Consider the following 14,620-nt stretch of genomic DNA (forward strand, 5'->3'; position numbering starts at 1 on the left):
GACGCCGTACCTGCGGTTGTGCCGGATGGCGGCATCAATGCCTTATCCGGCCTACGGGTCCTCCCGCAGGTTCAAACAGCGTAGGCCCGCGCAAGCGCAGCGCCGCCGGGCGATATACATCAGACGCCGTACCCGCGTTTGTGCCGGATGGCGGCATAAATGCCTTATCCGGCCTACGGGTCCTCCCGCAGGCTCAAACAGCGTAGGCCCGCGCAAGCGCAGCGCCACCGGGCGATATACATCAGACGCCGTACCTGCGGTTGTGCCGGATGGCGGCATCAATGCCTTATCCGGCCTACGGGTCCTCCCGCAGGTTCAAACAGCGTAGGCCCGCGCAAGCGCAGCGCCGCCGGGCAGGGGATCATAGAGTGGAGTTCGATGAAGAGTCCGGATGTAGAAAAGCAAAAACCCAGCCATAGGCTGGGTTCTCTGAATAAGTGGTGCCCGGACTCGGACTAACGCCGCAGGCGTTGAACAGCGCGCGTGTCGCGCTGGCCCCGAAGGGGTGAGCCGCTGTGCGGCGAATAATCGAACGCAGTTCGATGAAGAGTCCGGATGTAGAAAAGCAAAAACCCAGCCATAGGCTGGGTTCTCTGAATAAGTGGTGCCCGGACTCGGAATCGAACCAAGGACACGGGGATTTTCAATCCCCTGCTCTACCGACTGAGCTATCCGGGCAACGGGGCGCATTAAACCGTAATCCGCCCACCCCGTCAACCAAATTTCTTAAATTACTTGTCGATTGCTTATCTTTGCGGCAATTCCGCGTTCAAAGGCGCATTTTGACTCAATATCACTGCATGCCGTTATCGCCTTCACGGCTTTTCCAGCCGCTGGTGACGGAGATAACGTGGCGCAACCCGGAGATCAGGTAATCACCAATGACCTCTTCATCTTCCCGCGGCGAGCTCAGCGTAATTTCCGCATCCACGCCGTGACGATAGGCGCCATGATGGCTGAAAATGGTACCGATATAACATTTTCCGTTCAGCCAGACCGGAATATAGGCCACCGTCTCATAGATATAGTTAACGGCAACGCCGCTGTAATAGTTGTCCGCCTCGTCGGCGGAGGCGCCGGGCGGAATGGGGCAGATCGGCGCATCGTTGTCGCTGGCGGGTTTGTCTTTCAGCAGGTTGCCCTGCATCACCTCCAGCGAGCGCAGCAGATCCGCTTTATCGCTGTCGCTCAGGCTGGGGGTCAGCGGTTGGTCTTTCTCCGGGGAGCGGATGCTGTTCAGCGTATAGCGATAGCGAACCGTCACCGCGGGCGTCTGGCTGGCGGTGCTGAACGGGCGCAGCAGATAGAGATTATCTTCGCCAAACTGGCCGTTGTACCACAGGGCATACACCTGGCCGTTGATTTTGACCCAGTGGTTCCATTGGTTAGCCCCGCGGCCATTGATCGAAAAGAGGGCGCCGGGCACCCCGGCATCGAAATCATCGCCGTTATCACTGTCGCTATCGTTGACGGCGGCAAAATCATCATCGCCGCGCCGGAGCACCCCGGTGTAGCTGAAGAGCCCGGTGCCGCCCACGTAGCTGTCGATGATCAGATCGCGTTTGCCGTCGCCGTCGAGGTCGATAAGCGTAAAGCTGACTTTACCGTTTTCTGAATCTGCGCTAATTGCGGAGCGCAGAAACGCCTGCCACTCGTCATCGCTGATATCCGGGGACGGTTTGCTGGTCGTCACCAGGCTGTCATCGGCGTAAGTGAGCGTGAAGTCGGTAATATGGCCGGTTAACGGAAACTGCTCGGCGACCCGGTTCAGCGCCAGTTCCGGATCGCTTTTTTGCGCTTTCAGCACCGCGTTGTACAGCGTTCGCAGGGCCAGGTTATCCGCTTCTTTCTGCTGCTTCGGGATCACCTGGCTGACAAAGGTCGGCAGCATCCAGGTGCCGCCCGGGGTGATTTCCCGGCACATACCGGTGCTGTACTTCAGGCTGGGAACGAAGGTTTTACCCTCCCAGACGCGCGTCTCGCCGGTTACGCAGTCGGCCATGCCCCGCTCTTTGTGCAGGAAGACCAGCGTGCCGTTGGCGTAGCTGGAGGCCTCGGTAGTGAGCAGCCGCGGTTTGCTCAACTGGGCGTTATCGACCAGCCACAGGGCATAGCCATCGTTATAGGGCGCTCGCCAGCAGAGCGCCTGCGCCAGCGAATGGGTTTTATCCAGCGCGGTGAGGGTGATCTGGCGCTCTGCCGCCGGAATGGCCGGGTTCTGCCAGTCTTCACAGCGCTGGTTCAGCAGCGGCGTCAGGGCGGGCAACAGCCTCTGGCGCTGGAGCATGCTCAGCGGTACAGGTTGCGCGTTGTGGATCACCGGCGCGGCGATGATTTCCGGGGCGGGGGCAGCGGGCAAAATGGCATCGTCGCCCGCGTCGCCTTTATCCAGCAGCGCGTCGGCGGTGCCGGTTCGTCGCTGAAACGCATCCATTTTACTCAGCACCTCGCGGCTGCCGGCGCTGGAAAGCGGCAGGTGCTGGCCGTTAAGCGTGAATTCGATTTTGCGCTGGTTCGCCAGGGCCTGCAGCACGGCGGAGGTCTGATCGCTGTCCAGACGGAAGTGGCTGTCATCCACGGCATCCAGCGAGCCGAGGTCCCGGTCGTCGATCAGCAGGCTGGCGGTGGAGTCGGCGGGGATATCGTGTTCGATCTGCGCGAAGGTGGCCGTGGCGGTGAGGTGCTGTTCGCTGCCGGCGTTGCGGGTCAACAGCACGCTGACCTCGCCCATGCGGACACCGTAACCTGCCGCCCGGCAGGTGCCAGTGTTATCGCAGGCGAGCTCCCAGTCTTTTTGCGCAAAGGAAAAACCTTGCAGGGGCGCCGCCAGCAGAGGTGTGGAGCACAGCCCCAGCCAGGCAGCCCAGAAGAACGCGCGCATATCAATCCCTGTCAGCAATCAGTGAGGGGGAAATTATAGGCGCGACGTGGCGGTTAGGATATCAGAATCAGGTTAAGGCCCCGCCCATACGGCACTGGGCGAAGCGCAGAATATCTTCTGCCAGCCGCCGCGCCGTATCGACATCCGTCTGGCTACGCTTGATCAGCAGACGGCTCAGACAGCCCTCGACAATCAGCTCCATCTGCTTGGCGACCATTTCCGGATCATCCACCTCCAGCTGGGTCAGCAGCTCATGGGTGTAGGCCAGCGAAGCCTGCTTCTGCTGTTCCGCCAGCTGGTGGATCGGGTGCTGGGCATCCGGATAGAATGTGCAGGCGGCGATAAATAAACAGCCGGGGTAGCGCTGGTTGCTGACGCAGGTGGTAAGCGCGCTATAGCGCGCCAGCAGCTTTTGCTCTGCGCTTAAGGTGTCGTCCAGCAGCAGCTGACGGCGCCAGACATCCACCTGGTGGCTCAGATAGCGAAGCGCGTCGTAGAGCAGCGCTTCGCGATCGGGCCAGAAGCGTTTCAGGTCGCTCGTCGGACAGGACACGCGCTCAGCGACCATCTCCAGCGACGTGTTGGCGATACCTTCAATTTCAAGAATTTTAATGGCTTCTGCCAGGACGTCTTCACGTAGCACGGTGTTCTCCTCCATCTTTCCTCCTAAAGTGTCGCTCACGCTTGCCAATCGCGCAAATGGGCGCTGAATGCCGCAGCATCCATAAAGCCGGTGACCCGCCGGTCGGGTTGTTCCTGGCCCTGCGCGTTGAAGAACAGGATCGTCGGCAGACCGAGCACCTGCAGGCGCTTCAGCAGCGCGGCGTCTTGCGGACTGTTTTTTGTCACATCAACCTGTAATAACACGACGCCTTTCAGCGCCTGCTGCACGTCAGGTGAACGAAAGGTGTATTTTTCAAACTCTTTGCAGGCTACACACCAGTCGGCGTAGAGATCGAGCATCACCGGCTGGCCTTTTGCCTGCGCCAGCGCCCGATCAAGCTCGGTCACCGAGCTGACGCGGGTGAAGGCCAGATGCGCCTGCTGCTCGGGCGCCGGGGCGCCAAACGCCCAGTCCTGCAGCGGACGGGCGCTAACCAGCGCGGCGGCAAGAAGAATGATTTGCGCCAGCCGCATCCACGGCCGGGTCGCGCCCAGCGAGGTGATGAACGCCCAGCTGAAGAAGGCGACGCCAAGCATTGACCACAGACGTAATCCCCACTGGTCGCCGAGGATGCGCTCCAGCAGGAAAACGGGCAGAGCCAGGATCACGAATCCGAAGGCGGTCTTCACATGGCTCATCCACGGGCCGCTCTTCGGCAGCAGACGGTTGCCAAACACGGTGACGAGAATCAACGGCAGGCCCATGCCCAGCGCGTAGAGGTACAGCGTGCCGCCGCCCAGCCACAGATTACCGCTCTGGGCGATATATAACAGGATGGCGCTCAGCGGCGCAGTGGTGCAGGGGGAGCAGATCAGCCCGGCAATAGCGCCCATCGCAAAGACTCCGCCGGGCGAGCCGCCCTGGCGCTTATTGCTGAGCAGCGCCAGCCGCGTCTGCAGCGAGGAGGGCAGCTGTAGCGTGAACAGGCCGAACATGGAGAGCGCCAGCAGTATAAAGACTGCCGACAGACCCACCAGCACATACGGGTGCTGCAGGGCCGCCTGGAACTGCAGCCCGGCGGCGGCCACCACCAGCCCCAGCGCGGTATAGGTTAAGGCCATCCCCTGGACATAAATAAAGGCCAGCAGCAGGGCGCGCGCGGTGGAAAGCCGCTGTTTGCCGCCCAGCACGATGCCGGAAATCAGCGGATACATCGGCAGCACGCAGGGGGTGAAGGCGATACCAATGCCTATCAGCAGCGCCCACAGGGCGGTGAAAGGCAGGCGGGCGGGGGCGTCAGCGGGCGGCGCTGAGGCAGGCGCAGGCGAAGTGGCGACCTCCGGGGCCGGACGCGGCTCAACCGGCAGCGGCGGGTTGAACGCCGGACGGCTGCTCGCCGGCGGCGCAGGGGCAATGGTGGTCGCCCGGCCATCTGCCGAAGCCGCCAGCACGGCGCTCAGCGGGATCACTTTGGTCTCCGGCGGATAACAGAATCCGGCATCGGCGCAGCCCTGCCAGGTGACGGTGAGGGTGGCGTCTTTGTCCGCCTGCTTCACCGTCAGCGGGACGGTCAGGCGCTGGCGAAAGATCTCGCTTTTGCCGTAAAACTCATCCTCATGCCACTCGCCCGCCGGCAGCGCCGGTTCGGCGATCGTCGCCCCGGCGGCGCGGAAGGCAAACTGTTGACGATAAAGATAGTAACCATCCTTGATTTGCCAGCTCAGGTTGAGGTCATGCTGTTGCTGCTGAAAGTCAAAGGCGAAGGCCTGGTCAGCAGGCACAAAGTTCGAGCGCCCCGGCGCGTCGAATAACCCGGCGGTGGCTGACGCGCTGCACAGCAGCAGGATCAGCGTAAAGATGCGGTAAGCCATGAGAGGTAATCGTTGTCTCCATACGTGACGGGCAGAACCAGCAGTTCAGGGGTTTGATACGGGTGGTGAGACTTCAGGCAGTCCAGCAACGCCTGCTGATGGGCAAGATCGGTTTTGAGCAGCATCTGAACTTCATACTCCTGCTCCAGCTTCCCTTCCCAGTAATAGAGCGAGGTGGCGCCCGGCAGGAGCGTGGCGCAGGCGGCCAGCTTTTCGGCCAGCGCTTTTGCCGCCAGATCCTGGGCGGTCGCTTCATCCGGCGCGGTACAGAGCACAACAACAGCATCAGGCGTAGTCATCATGAACCTCGTATCAGCGAAAAGAGGCACTATAGCACGCAAGGTGGGGAGGATTAACGAAACGGGCCAGGATCTGGCCCGAATTTGAAGAGATTTACAGCATGATGCCGCCAAAAATAAACCCGAGGATCACGCACAGCGTAATGGCGATGACGCCGGGGATCAGGAAGGCGTGGTTGAAGACGTATTTACCGATGCGGGTGGAGCCGGTGTCATCCATTTCGACCGCCGCCAGCAGGGTGGGGTAAGTCGGGAGAACGAAAAGGGCGGAGACGGCGGCAAACGAGGCGATGGCAGTGAGAGGGCTCACGCCCAGCATCAGCGCGGCGGGCATCAGCGCTTTGGTGGTGGCCGCCTGCGAGTAGAGCAGCGTGGCGGCAAAGAACAGCACCACCGCCAGCAGCCACGGGTAGTTATGCAGCAGGTCGCCGGCCACGGCCTGGATATCGCTGATATGCGCTTTAACGAAGGTATCCCCCAGCCAGGCGACGCCGAGCACGCAGACGCAGGCGCTCATGCCGGACTTAAAGGTGCTGGCATTGAGCACTTCGCCGGTGTCGATTTTGCAGGTGATGCTGATCAGCGTGGCGATGGTCAGCATAAACACCACGATCGCCTCGTTACGCGGTAGTACCGGGTTTTTGATCAGACCGACGGTATCGCTGATGGCCGTGGCGTAGAACATCACCGCCACGATGCCGATCAGAAACAGCAGAACGGAACGTTTGGCGTGCGGCTTCAGCTCAAACACCTGGCTGCCGCGCAGTCTGACCTCACCCTTGGCCAGCCGCTCCTGGTAAACCGGGTCGTCTTTCAGTTCGCAGCCGAGAAAATTGCAGACGATAGCGGTGAGCATCACCGCCAACAGGGTGACCGGAATACAGATGGCCAGCAGCATCAGGTAGCTAACGCCCAGCGGCTCCAGGATCCCGGCAAAGAACACTACCGCGGCGGAGATGGGCGAAGCGGTGATCGCTATCTGGGAGGCCACCACCGCAATCGACAGCGGACGAGACGGACGGATGCCTTGCTCTTTGGCCACTTCGGTGATCACCGGCAGCGTGGAGAAGGCGGTATGGCCGGTGCCGGCGAGCACGGTCATAAACCAGGTCACCAGCGGGGCAAGGAAGGTAATATATTTCGGGTGGCGACGCAGCATCCGTTCGGCGAGGCTGACCAGGTAATCCATTCCGCCTGCGACCTGCATGGCGGCGATAGCGGCAATCACCGCCATAATGATTTCAATAACGTCGAAGGGGATCGCACCCGGTTTAATTTGAAAAATAAGCGTCAGGACAAGGACGCCAAGGCCACCGGCAAAGCCGATACCGATGCCGCCGAGCCGGGCGCCGAGATAAATCGCCAGCAGGACAATAACCAGTTCTGCACCAAACATATATGCCTTCCTTGTTTTTTAACAAGTTGATATTGGATTGTTGTATTTTAGTAAAACTAAAAAGCAAAAAGGCATGTCATCGCTGACATGCCTTTGAACGACTATCCGGAAAGATTACTGTTCGCTTTCATCGGTATAACGCTTCGCTTTATAAGCGGGATGCATCAGGTTTTGCGCGGAGAAAATGTCATCCAGCTCCGCCGCCGTCAGCAGCCCACGTTCCAGCACCACTTCCCGCACGCTCTTCCCGGTTTCGGCGCAGATCTTGCCGACGATATCGCCATTGTGGTGGCCGATAAACGGGTTGAGGTAGGTGACGATGCCGATGGAGTTATAGACGTAACCTTCGCACACCGCTTTGTTGGCGGTAATGCCGTTGACGCATTTCTCCAGCAGGTTGTAGCAGGCGTTGGTCAGAATGTGGATAGACTCGAACATCGCCTGGCCGATCACCGGCTCCATCACGTTCAGCTGCAGCTGCCCGGCTTCGGAGGCCATGGTCACTGTGGTGTCGTTGCCGATCACTTTAAAGCAGACCTGGTTGACCACCTCCGGCACCACCGGGTTAACCTTCGCCGGCATAATAGAAGAGCCAGCCTGTAGCTCAGGCAGGTTAATTTCGTTGAGGCCCGCGCGCGGTCCGGAAGAGAGCAGGCGCAGGTCGTTACAGATCTTAGACAGTTTCACCGCCAGGCGTTTCAGCGAGCTGTGAACCATGACGTACGCCCCGCAGTCCGAGGTGGCTTCAATCAGATCTTCCGCCGGAACGACCGGTAAGTTGCTCACTTCCGCCAGCTTCTGCACCGCCAGCTGTTGATAACCGTCCGGGGTGTTGAGGCGTGTGCCGATGGCGGTTGCGCCAAGGTTCACTTCCAGCAGCAGCTCCGCGGTGCGCAGAATGCTTTTGGTCTCTTCATTGAGCAGCACATTGAAGGCATGGAACTCCTGACCGAGGGTCATCGGCACCGCGTCCTGCAGCTGGGTGCGGCCCATCTTGAGGATGTCCTGGAACTCCTCGGCTTTCGCCTGGAAACCTTCGCCCAGCTGCTTAATCGCATCGATTAACTTGAGGATAGAGGCATACACCGCAATGCGGAACCCGGTCGGGTAGGCATCGTTGGTGGACTGGCATTTGTTGACGTGATCGTTTGGGTTCAGGTACTGGTATTCGCCTTTCTGGTGGCCCATCAGCTCGAGGCCGATGTTTGCCAGGACTTCGTTGGTGTTCATGTTTACGGAGGTGCCGGCCCCGCCCTGGAAGACATCGACCGGGAACTGGTCCATGCATTTGCCGTTATTCAGGACTTCGTCACAGGCGGCGATAATCGCATTTGCCGCGCTTTTGGGAATGGTCTGCAGCTCCTTGTTCGCCAGCGCGGCGGCTTTCTTCACCATCACCATGCCGCGCACGAATTCTGGTATGTCGCTGATTTTGCTGTTGCTAATGTAGAAGTTTTCAATCGCTCGCAGAGTATGAACGCCGTAGTAAGCGTCCGCGGGAACTTCCCTGGTGCCCAACAGATCTTCTTCGATACGAATGTTGTTTAACATGTGAACCTTCTTTTCAAGCTGCCAATGAATTCACCAAATACACAGAATATCCAGGATTCAGTATATTTTCTGGCCGACGATTATTTCCTTAACCGGCCCGGTGCCCAAGATCATATGCTGATGATAGCGAATATCAGTAAGCTTGATCACTTATTACATCGCGGGTGTGAGAAGATTTATTAATCTGTGAAATGGGTCACCGCTTTCCTATTCTTGGAAAAAATAAGCATTTCTGCTGATTGAAAAGCCGCTCAGCATCCCCATCTTAGTGGGATGCGATCAGCAAATTGATGACTACGGGGGCCGAATTCGGCGCCTGTCGATGAAGGAGACGCCGGTGCGTTGGATTCCGTTTATTGCCTTTTTTCTTTACATTTACATTGAGATATCGATCTTTATCCAGGTCGCGCACGTGTTGGGCGTCTTTATGACGCTGATCCTGGTGATCTTTAGCTCGGTGGTGGGGATGTCGCTGGTGCGCAACCAGGGCTTCAAAAACTTCCTGCTGATGCAGCAGAAGATGGCCGCGGGCGAGAGCCCGGCGGCGGAGATGATCAAGAGCGTCTCGCTGATTATCGCTGGCCTGCTGCTGTTGATCCCGGGATTCTTTACCGACTTCCTCGGCCTGCTGCTGCTTTTGCCCCCGGTGCAGAAGCACCTGACGATGAAGCTGATGCCGCATTTGCGCTTCAGCCGGATGCCGGGCGGCGGCTTTAGCGCCGGGACTGGCGGCGGAGAGACCTTCGAAGGGGAATTCCAGCGCAAGGATGAACAGCGCGACCGTCTGGACCACAAGGACGATCGCCGCGATTAACGTTTATCGGCCCGGTCTGCAGACGCGACCGGGCCGCTTTCTTTTTGCGCCTATACGCTTCCTGTCGCCAGCTTACGTCTCGGTAAAAACAACCACAGCACCGCCAGCATCACCAGCGCGTACAGACTCTTCCAGCCGACCATCGCCAGCAGCAGCAGACAGAGAATGCTGCCCACCGCCGCCAGCAGCCGATAGCGGCCGCGCAGCAAACGACAGCCTGCCAGCATGCACAGCAGATAGATCATGATGAAAATGCCGTTGGCATAGACGATCAGCGCGTCCAGATTGATATCGAGAAAATAGATACACAAGGTGCTGACCACGCAGGAGCCCAGCACGGTGTTGAGGGCGTTGCGCGGGATCTGCCGCGGCGACAGCCTCGCGAGGTAGCTCTGTGGCTTATGCTGTGCCTGCGACCAGACCAGACGGGCGAAGCTCTGAATATAGATGTTGAGGCTGGCGAAACAGGCGAGGTAACCGATGACGCAGGCCACCCACAGCGCTTCGACGCCGAACAGGCGGACCACGATATTCGGTAATGACGCCGCCGCCGCCATCTCCTCGCCAAAGGCGTGGAAGTGCAACACCAGCACGGTGCAGGCCCAGTAGACCGAGCCGGCAAGCAGCAGGCCTATCATCAGCGCGCGGGGAAAATCGCGCTCGGGGTGTTTAAACTCCGAGGCGAGGTGGGCAAAGGCTTCCAGGCCGACAAAGCACCAGAACATCACCGACAGCGCAGAGAAGAGCTGGCCGCGGTCGATCTCCGCCGGGGCGGGGAAGGGGATCTGCGCCGGACTTATCCCGCCGCGCCACCAGACGGCGACGATCAGCGCCACGATCAGCACGGCAACCAGCGTCTGCAGGTTGGCGCTGGAGCTGGCGCCACGTGAACCGACCCACCAGACGATGGCCAGGGTACCCAGCTCCGCCAGCAGCAGCTGCGCATCATGCCAGCCGAACAGCGCCTGGCCGAAGCCGGTGGCGATGTGCAGGGCGGCGGGGAGTCCGACCGGGATAACCGATAAAAACAGCCAGCCGGTGACGCTGGCCAGCCGTGGGCCAAAGGCCATATCGACAAAGTGGGCCACGCCGCCCGCGCTGGGGAAATGGCGGCCCAGCAGGGCGAAGACGATGGCAATCGGAAAGACAAGGAGGATAAGCAACGGCCATGCCCACAGGCTGTTATCGCCAGCGACCAGCGCCGCCAGCGCCGGAACGGCGAAAACGCCGGTGCCCAGCAGTGAGGTGGAAAGCAACCCGACTCCCTGTCCCAGCCCTAACTCCTGTTTTAAACCACTCATGATTCCATCCTGCGCCAGTGAAAAGAAAGAGAGTATCACAATCGCTTTTCCTTATGACCGGTTGCCCGGTGGCGCCGCTTTTTGCGCGCCAGCGCAAAGGTAAAAATTTTTTTTTAATTTTGCCCTTGAAGCGGGAAATGGCCATCCCCATCTCTCTCTGCACTAGCCGGTAAACCGCGTTCGGCCCGGCGTCACCCATAACTGATAATGACTTTCTCGAAGGAGAGCTATCAATGAGTATTCGTCCGTTACATGATCGTGTGATCGTCAAACGTAAAGAAGTTGAAACCAAATCTGCGGGCGGCATCGTTCTGACCGGTTCTGCAGCAGCTAAGTCAACGCGTGGCGAAATCATCGCTGTCGGTAAAGGCCGCATCCTGGAAAACGGGACCGTGCAGCCGCTGGACGTTAAAGTTGGTGACATCGTGATTTTCAACGATGGCTACGGCGTGAAGACTGAAAAGATTGACAACGAAGAAGTGCTGATCATGTCCGAAAGCGACATCCTGGCAATTGTTGAAGCTTAATTCGCACGACCCTGAACGAATTTGAGGAATATAAGAAATGGCAGCAAAAGACGTAAAATTCGGTAACGACGCTCGTGTAAAAATGCTGCGCGGCGTAAACGTACTGGCAGATGCAGTTAAAGTGACCCTGGGCCCGAAAGGCCGTAACGTGGTTCTGGACAAATCCTTCGGCGCGCCGACCATCACCAAAGATGGTGTTTCCGTTGCACGTGAAATCGAGCTGGAAGACAAGTTCGAAAACATGGGCGCGCAGATGGTGAAAGAAGTTGCCTCTAAAGCGAACGACGCGGCAGGCGACGGTACCACCACCGCAACCGTGCTGGCGCAGGCTATCGTGAACGAAGGCCTGAAAGCGGTTGCTGCAGGCATGAACCCGATGGATCTGAAACGTGGTATCGACAAAGCTGTCGTTGCCGCTGTTGAAGAACTGAAAGCGCTGTCCGTTCCGTGCTCTGACTCCAAAGCTATCGCTCAGGTAGGTACCATCTCCGCTAACTCCGACGAAACCGTCGGTAAACTGATCGCGGAAGCGATGGATAAAGTTGGCAAAGAAGGCGTGATCACCGTTGAAGACGGTACCGGTCTGGAAGACGAACTGGACGTGGTTGAAGGTATGCAGTTCGACCGCGGCTACCTGTCTCCGTACTTCATCAACAAGCCGGACACCGGCGCCGTTGAGCTGGAAAGCCCGTTCATCCTGCTGGCTGACAAAAAAATCTCCAACATCCGCGAAATGCTGCCGGTTCTGGAAGCCGTAGCGAAAGCTGGCAAACCGCTGGTTATCATCGCTGAAGACGTTGAAGGCGAAGCGCTGGCGACCCTGGTGGTTAACACCATGCGCGGCATCGTGAAAGTGGCTGCGGTGAAAGCGCCGGGCTTCGGCGACCGTCGTAAAGCCATGCTGCAGGATATCGCGACGCTGACTGGCGGTACCGTTATCTCTGAAGAGATCGGTATGGAGCTGGAAAAAGCGACTCTGGAAGACCTGGGCCAGGCGAAACGCGTGGTTATCAACAAAGACACCACCACCATCATCGATGGCGTTGGCGAAGAATCCGCAATCCAGGGCCGCGTTGCTCAGATCCGTAAGCAGATCGAAGAAGCAACCTCCGACTACGACCGTGAAAAACTGCAGGAACGTGTCGCTAAACTGGCTGGCGGCGTTGCCGTAATCAAAGTCGGCGCGGCAACCGAAGTTGAAATGAAAGAGAAAAAAGCACGCGTCGACGATGCCCTGCACGCCACTCGTGCTGCGGTTGAAGAAGGCGTGGTGGCTGGCGGCGGCGTAGCGCTGGTTCGCGTTGCAGCGAAACTCGCTGGCCTGACCGGTCAGAACGAAGATCAGAACGTCGGTATCAAAGTTGCGCTGCGCGCAATGGAAGCGCCGCTGCGTCAGATCGTGTCCAACGCCGGTGAAGAGCCGTCTGTTGTGGCGAACAACGTGAAAGCCGGCGACGGTAACTACGGTTACAACGCGGCAACTGAAGAATACGGCAACATGATCGACTTCGGTATCCTGGACCCAACCAAAGTCACCCGTTCTGCACTGCAGTACGCGGCTTCCGTGGCTGGCCTGATGATCACCACCGAGTGCATGGTGACCGACCTGCCGAAAGGCGACGCGCCTGATTTAGGTGCTGCTGGCGGTATGGGCGGCATGGGCGGTATGGGCGGCATGATGTAATCGTGCGCTCTACGGCATAAAAAAGCAGAAACCCCTGGCCAGTAATGGCTGGGGGTTTTTCTTTTGGCGCGCTTTTTAGTATAAGGCTTATACATAAAAATCATTTAAGCTGCATCAGAGCGGCAAGCACCTCCGTATCGGAAGCGACTAACTAGCGCGACCGGCTAAGGAATGAAAGCGGCTCATGCCGACGCAGTTTGAAGGATGTCAGGTTTACATCCGGGCCAGTGCGTCCAGCTCATCGATCATGGGGATTAACATGCAGGTAAAATATTTAGCAGGGATTGTCGGCGCAGCCTTACTGTTGGCAGGTTGCAGTTCCAGCAATGAATTAACCTCTGCCGGCCAGAATGTGCGCTTCGTGCAGGAGAAGCCGGGCGCAGAGTGTCAGCTGTTAGGGACCGCGACGGGTAAACAGAGCAACTGGCTCTCCGGCCAGAATGGCGATGAGGGCGGCTCCATGCGCGGTGCGGCTAACGCCCTGCGTAACCAGGCGGCAGCCATGGGCGGCAACGTGATTTATGGCGTCAGCAGCCCGACGCAAAATCTGTTGTCGAGCTTTGTGCCCACCGACAGCGAGATGAACGGCCAGGTTTATAAGTGCCCGAACTGATTTCTTGAATTTCTGCTTGAATTTCTTTACGCGGGCTTTCTCATTAATAAAGGGAAACAGGCAGAATAGAAGACGGCAGTACTTATAAATAAGTTCTTTAGGGCTGAAGGCATATGCTGATCGGGTTGCCATTTTTCTGATAAAATGGCAACCCGAAAAACGACCTAAAAGCGAACTTAGTTCCGCTTTGCTATAAGCTGAATATCAAGCTCTAAAGAGTTTTCTGTGTTTCAAGGCAAAACTCATAGAGTGGGCGCATACATTCATCTAATGTAAGAACTTGAGTCTGATCTGCAGGTATTAATTTCATAAATGTCTGAGCTAAGTGTCTTTTTTCAACAATATCCCGGAGCTCTGGTACAAGAAGTGCGATCCGCTTGATAAGGTTCTTTGCTTCTTCCGTGTCCGGCTGCGCATTTGTTTTAATTACAGCGCCTGCTAAGATTTCTTCTCCCTGTTCCTTTTCAAAGCTATAAAGAACAGCAAAATGTTGAGTAAATAATGATTGCTTCCAGGGTTGGTGGTTTATTTCCTTATAGTTCAGATAACTTAAATCTGAAAGATCAACAAAATAAAGTATTAGAAAATCGAGAATCGATGCAATTTGCTTGAGTGTTTCAGTGTCATTTGTTGCACTAAGCGCTTGCTGGACTGCTAAAATGAAAAATTCTGCCTGTATGTCAGCAATATTTAAGGAAAGGATATTTTCATTTTGTAACATCACCATCAATGTGCAGCGTTCATCATCAAATTTCGGAGTAATAGAAGTAATCAGATTAGCCTGATTAGGTTGTTGTAGTTCTTCTTCTTCAAAAGCAGGAATATTCATTGCCAATTTTTCGTGCTCGGCAATGATCTTTGCTTTATAAATCTCCCCTTTATCTTGCAGTTTTTTTATTGCTTTATGTGCGCGATCGCGCATAAGAATAATAAAATCGAGCATAACGCTTAATTGCATATAATAAGTATTACAAGTAGAGTCCTCTACCTTGATTTTTACTGCCATCAGGAAAAACTTGTCATTAAATTTAATTGCGCCAGTGTTAATACCACTAATTTTTTGAGTCATCAGGTCATCC

12 protein-coding genes and 1 tRNA gene are annotated in these 14,620 nt (G+C 57.1%); 4 read left to right on the forward strand and 9 right to left on the reverse strand.

Annotation, left to right across the window (positions count from 1 at the left end; genetic code table 11):
* Positions 1 to 602: 602 nt before the first annotated feature.
* The 7 genes from ACLH1U_RS18960 to aspA form a co-directional block, all read right to left on the reverse strand.
* Positions 603 to 678, reverse strand: a tRNA-Phe gene (locus tag ACLH1U_RS18960).
* 115 nt (positions 679 to 793) lie between these two features.
* Positions 794 to 2,881 (reverse strand): DUF1176 domain-containing protein, encoded by a 2,088-nt coding sequence (locus ACLH1U_RS18965; RefSeq protein WP_085551717.1) that lies wholly within the window; start codon positions 2,879 to 2,881, stop codon positions 794 to 796.
* Positions 2,882 to 2,948: 67 nt separating this feature from the next.
* Positions 2,949 to 3,524 carry a transcriptional regulator gene (locus tag ACLH1U_RS18970; RefSeq protein WP_032456885.1) on the reverse strand — a complete coding sequence of 192 codons (576 nt, stop codon included), beginning with the start codon at positions 3,522 to 3,524 and terminating at the stop codon, positions 2,949 to 2,951.
* Between the two features lie 35 nt (positions 3,525 to 3,559).
* Complete coding sequence (locus tag ACLH1U_RS18975; RefSeq protein ID WP_065805596.1) at positions 3,560 to 5,356, reverse strand: protein-disulfide reductase DsbD; 1,797 nt, start codon at positions 5,354 to 5,356, stop codon at positions 3,560 to 3,562.
* The gene (gene cutA, locus ACLH1U_RS18980; RefSeq protein ID WP_004206404.1) at positions 5,332 to 5,655 is read right to left on the reverse strand and encodes a divalent cation tolerance protein CutA; all 324 of its coding nucleotides are present in this window, start codon (positions 5,653 to 5,655) and stop codon (positions 5,332 to 5,334) included. The genes ACLH1U_RS18975 and cutA overlap by 25 nt, the downstream gene beginning before the upstream one ends.
* Before the next feature lie 94 nt (positions 5,656 to 5,749).
* Positions 5,750 to 7,051, reverse strand: a complete 1,302-nt coding sequence (locus ACLH1U_RS18985) for an anaerobic C4-dicarboxylate transporter (protein ID WP_023291690.1) — start codon at positions 7,049 to 7,051, stop codon at positions 5,750 to 5,752.
* A gap of 114 nt (positions 7,052 to 7,165) precedes the next feature.
* A complete protein-coding gene (gene aspA, locus ACLH1U_RS18990) occupies positions 7,166 to 8,602 on the reverse strand; it encodes an aspartate ammonia-lyase (RefSeq protein ID WP_004177762.1) in 1,437 nt (478 codons plus the stop codon).
* Between the two features lie 337 nt (positions 8,603 to 8,939).
* Here aspA and ACLH1U_RS18995 point away from each other — a divergent pair, with 337 nt between their 5' ends.
* The gene (locus tag ACLH1U_RS18995) at positions 8,940 to 9,416 is read left to right on the forward strand and encodes an FxsA family protein (protein WP_032454611.1); all 477 of its coding nucleotides are present in this window, start codon (positions 8,940 to 8,942) and stop codon (positions 9,414 to 9,416) included.
* 50 nt (positions 9,417 to 9,466) lie between these two features.
* Here ACLH1U_RS18995 and yjeH read toward each other — a convergent pair whose 3' ends face one another.
* The gene (gene yjeH / locus ACLH1U_RS19000; RefSeq protein ID WP_032454612.1) at positions 9,467 to 10,717 is read right to left on the reverse strand and encodes an L-methionine/branched-chain amino acid transporter; all 1,251 of its coding nucleotides are present in this window, start codon (positions 10,715 to 10,717) and stop codon (positions 9,467 to 9,469) included.
* 233 nt (positions 10,718 to 10,950) lie between these two features.
* On the opposite strand from yjeH, the gene ACLH1U_RS19005 reads away from it, so the two are divergent.
* The 3 genes from ACLH1U_RS19005 (at position 10,951) to ACLH1U_RS19015 (ending at position 13,541) form a co-directional block, all read left to right on the forward strand.
* Positions 10,951 to 11,244, forward strand: a complete 294-nt coding sequence (locus tag ACLH1U_RS19005) for a co-chaperone GroES (RefSeq protein ID WP_004152420.1) — start codon at positions 10,951 to 10,953, stop codon at positions 11,242 to 11,244.
* 37 nt (positions 11,245 to 11,281) lie between these two features.
* On the forward strand, positions 11,282 to 12,928 hold the full coding sequence (groL, locus tag ACLH1U_RS19010; protein ID WP_023291693.1) for a chaperonin GroEL: 1,647 nt from the start codon (positions 11,282 to 11,284) through the stop codon (positions 12,926 to 12,928).
* Positions 12,929 to 13,187: 259 nt separating this feature from the next.
* Positions 13,188 to 13,541, forward strand: a complete 354-nt coding sequence (locus tag ACLH1U_RS19015; RefSeq protein ID WP_004152419.1) for a DUF4156 domain-containing protein — start codon at positions 13,188 to 13,190, stop codon at positions 13,539 to 13,541.
* Positions 13,542 to 13,752: 211 nt separating this feature from the next.
* Here the strand turns inward: ACLH1U_RS19015 and yjeJ are convergent, their stop codons facing one another.
* Positions 13,753 to 14,610 carry a YjeJ family protein gene (gene yjeJ / locus ACLH1U_RS19020; protein ID WP_032454613.1) on the reverse strand — a complete coding sequence of 286 codons (858 nt, stop codon included), beginning with the start codon at positions 14,608 to 14,610 and terminating at the stop codon, positions 13,753 to 13,755.
* Between the last annotated feature and the right edge of the window lie 10 nt (positions 14,611 to 14,620).

Source organism: Klebsiella sp. 1SOBk5mer, assembly GCF_046603115.1.
Lineage (GTDB): Bacteria > Pseudomonadota > Gammaproteobacteria > Enterobacterales > Enterobacteriaceae > Klebsiella > Klebsiella quasipneumoniae.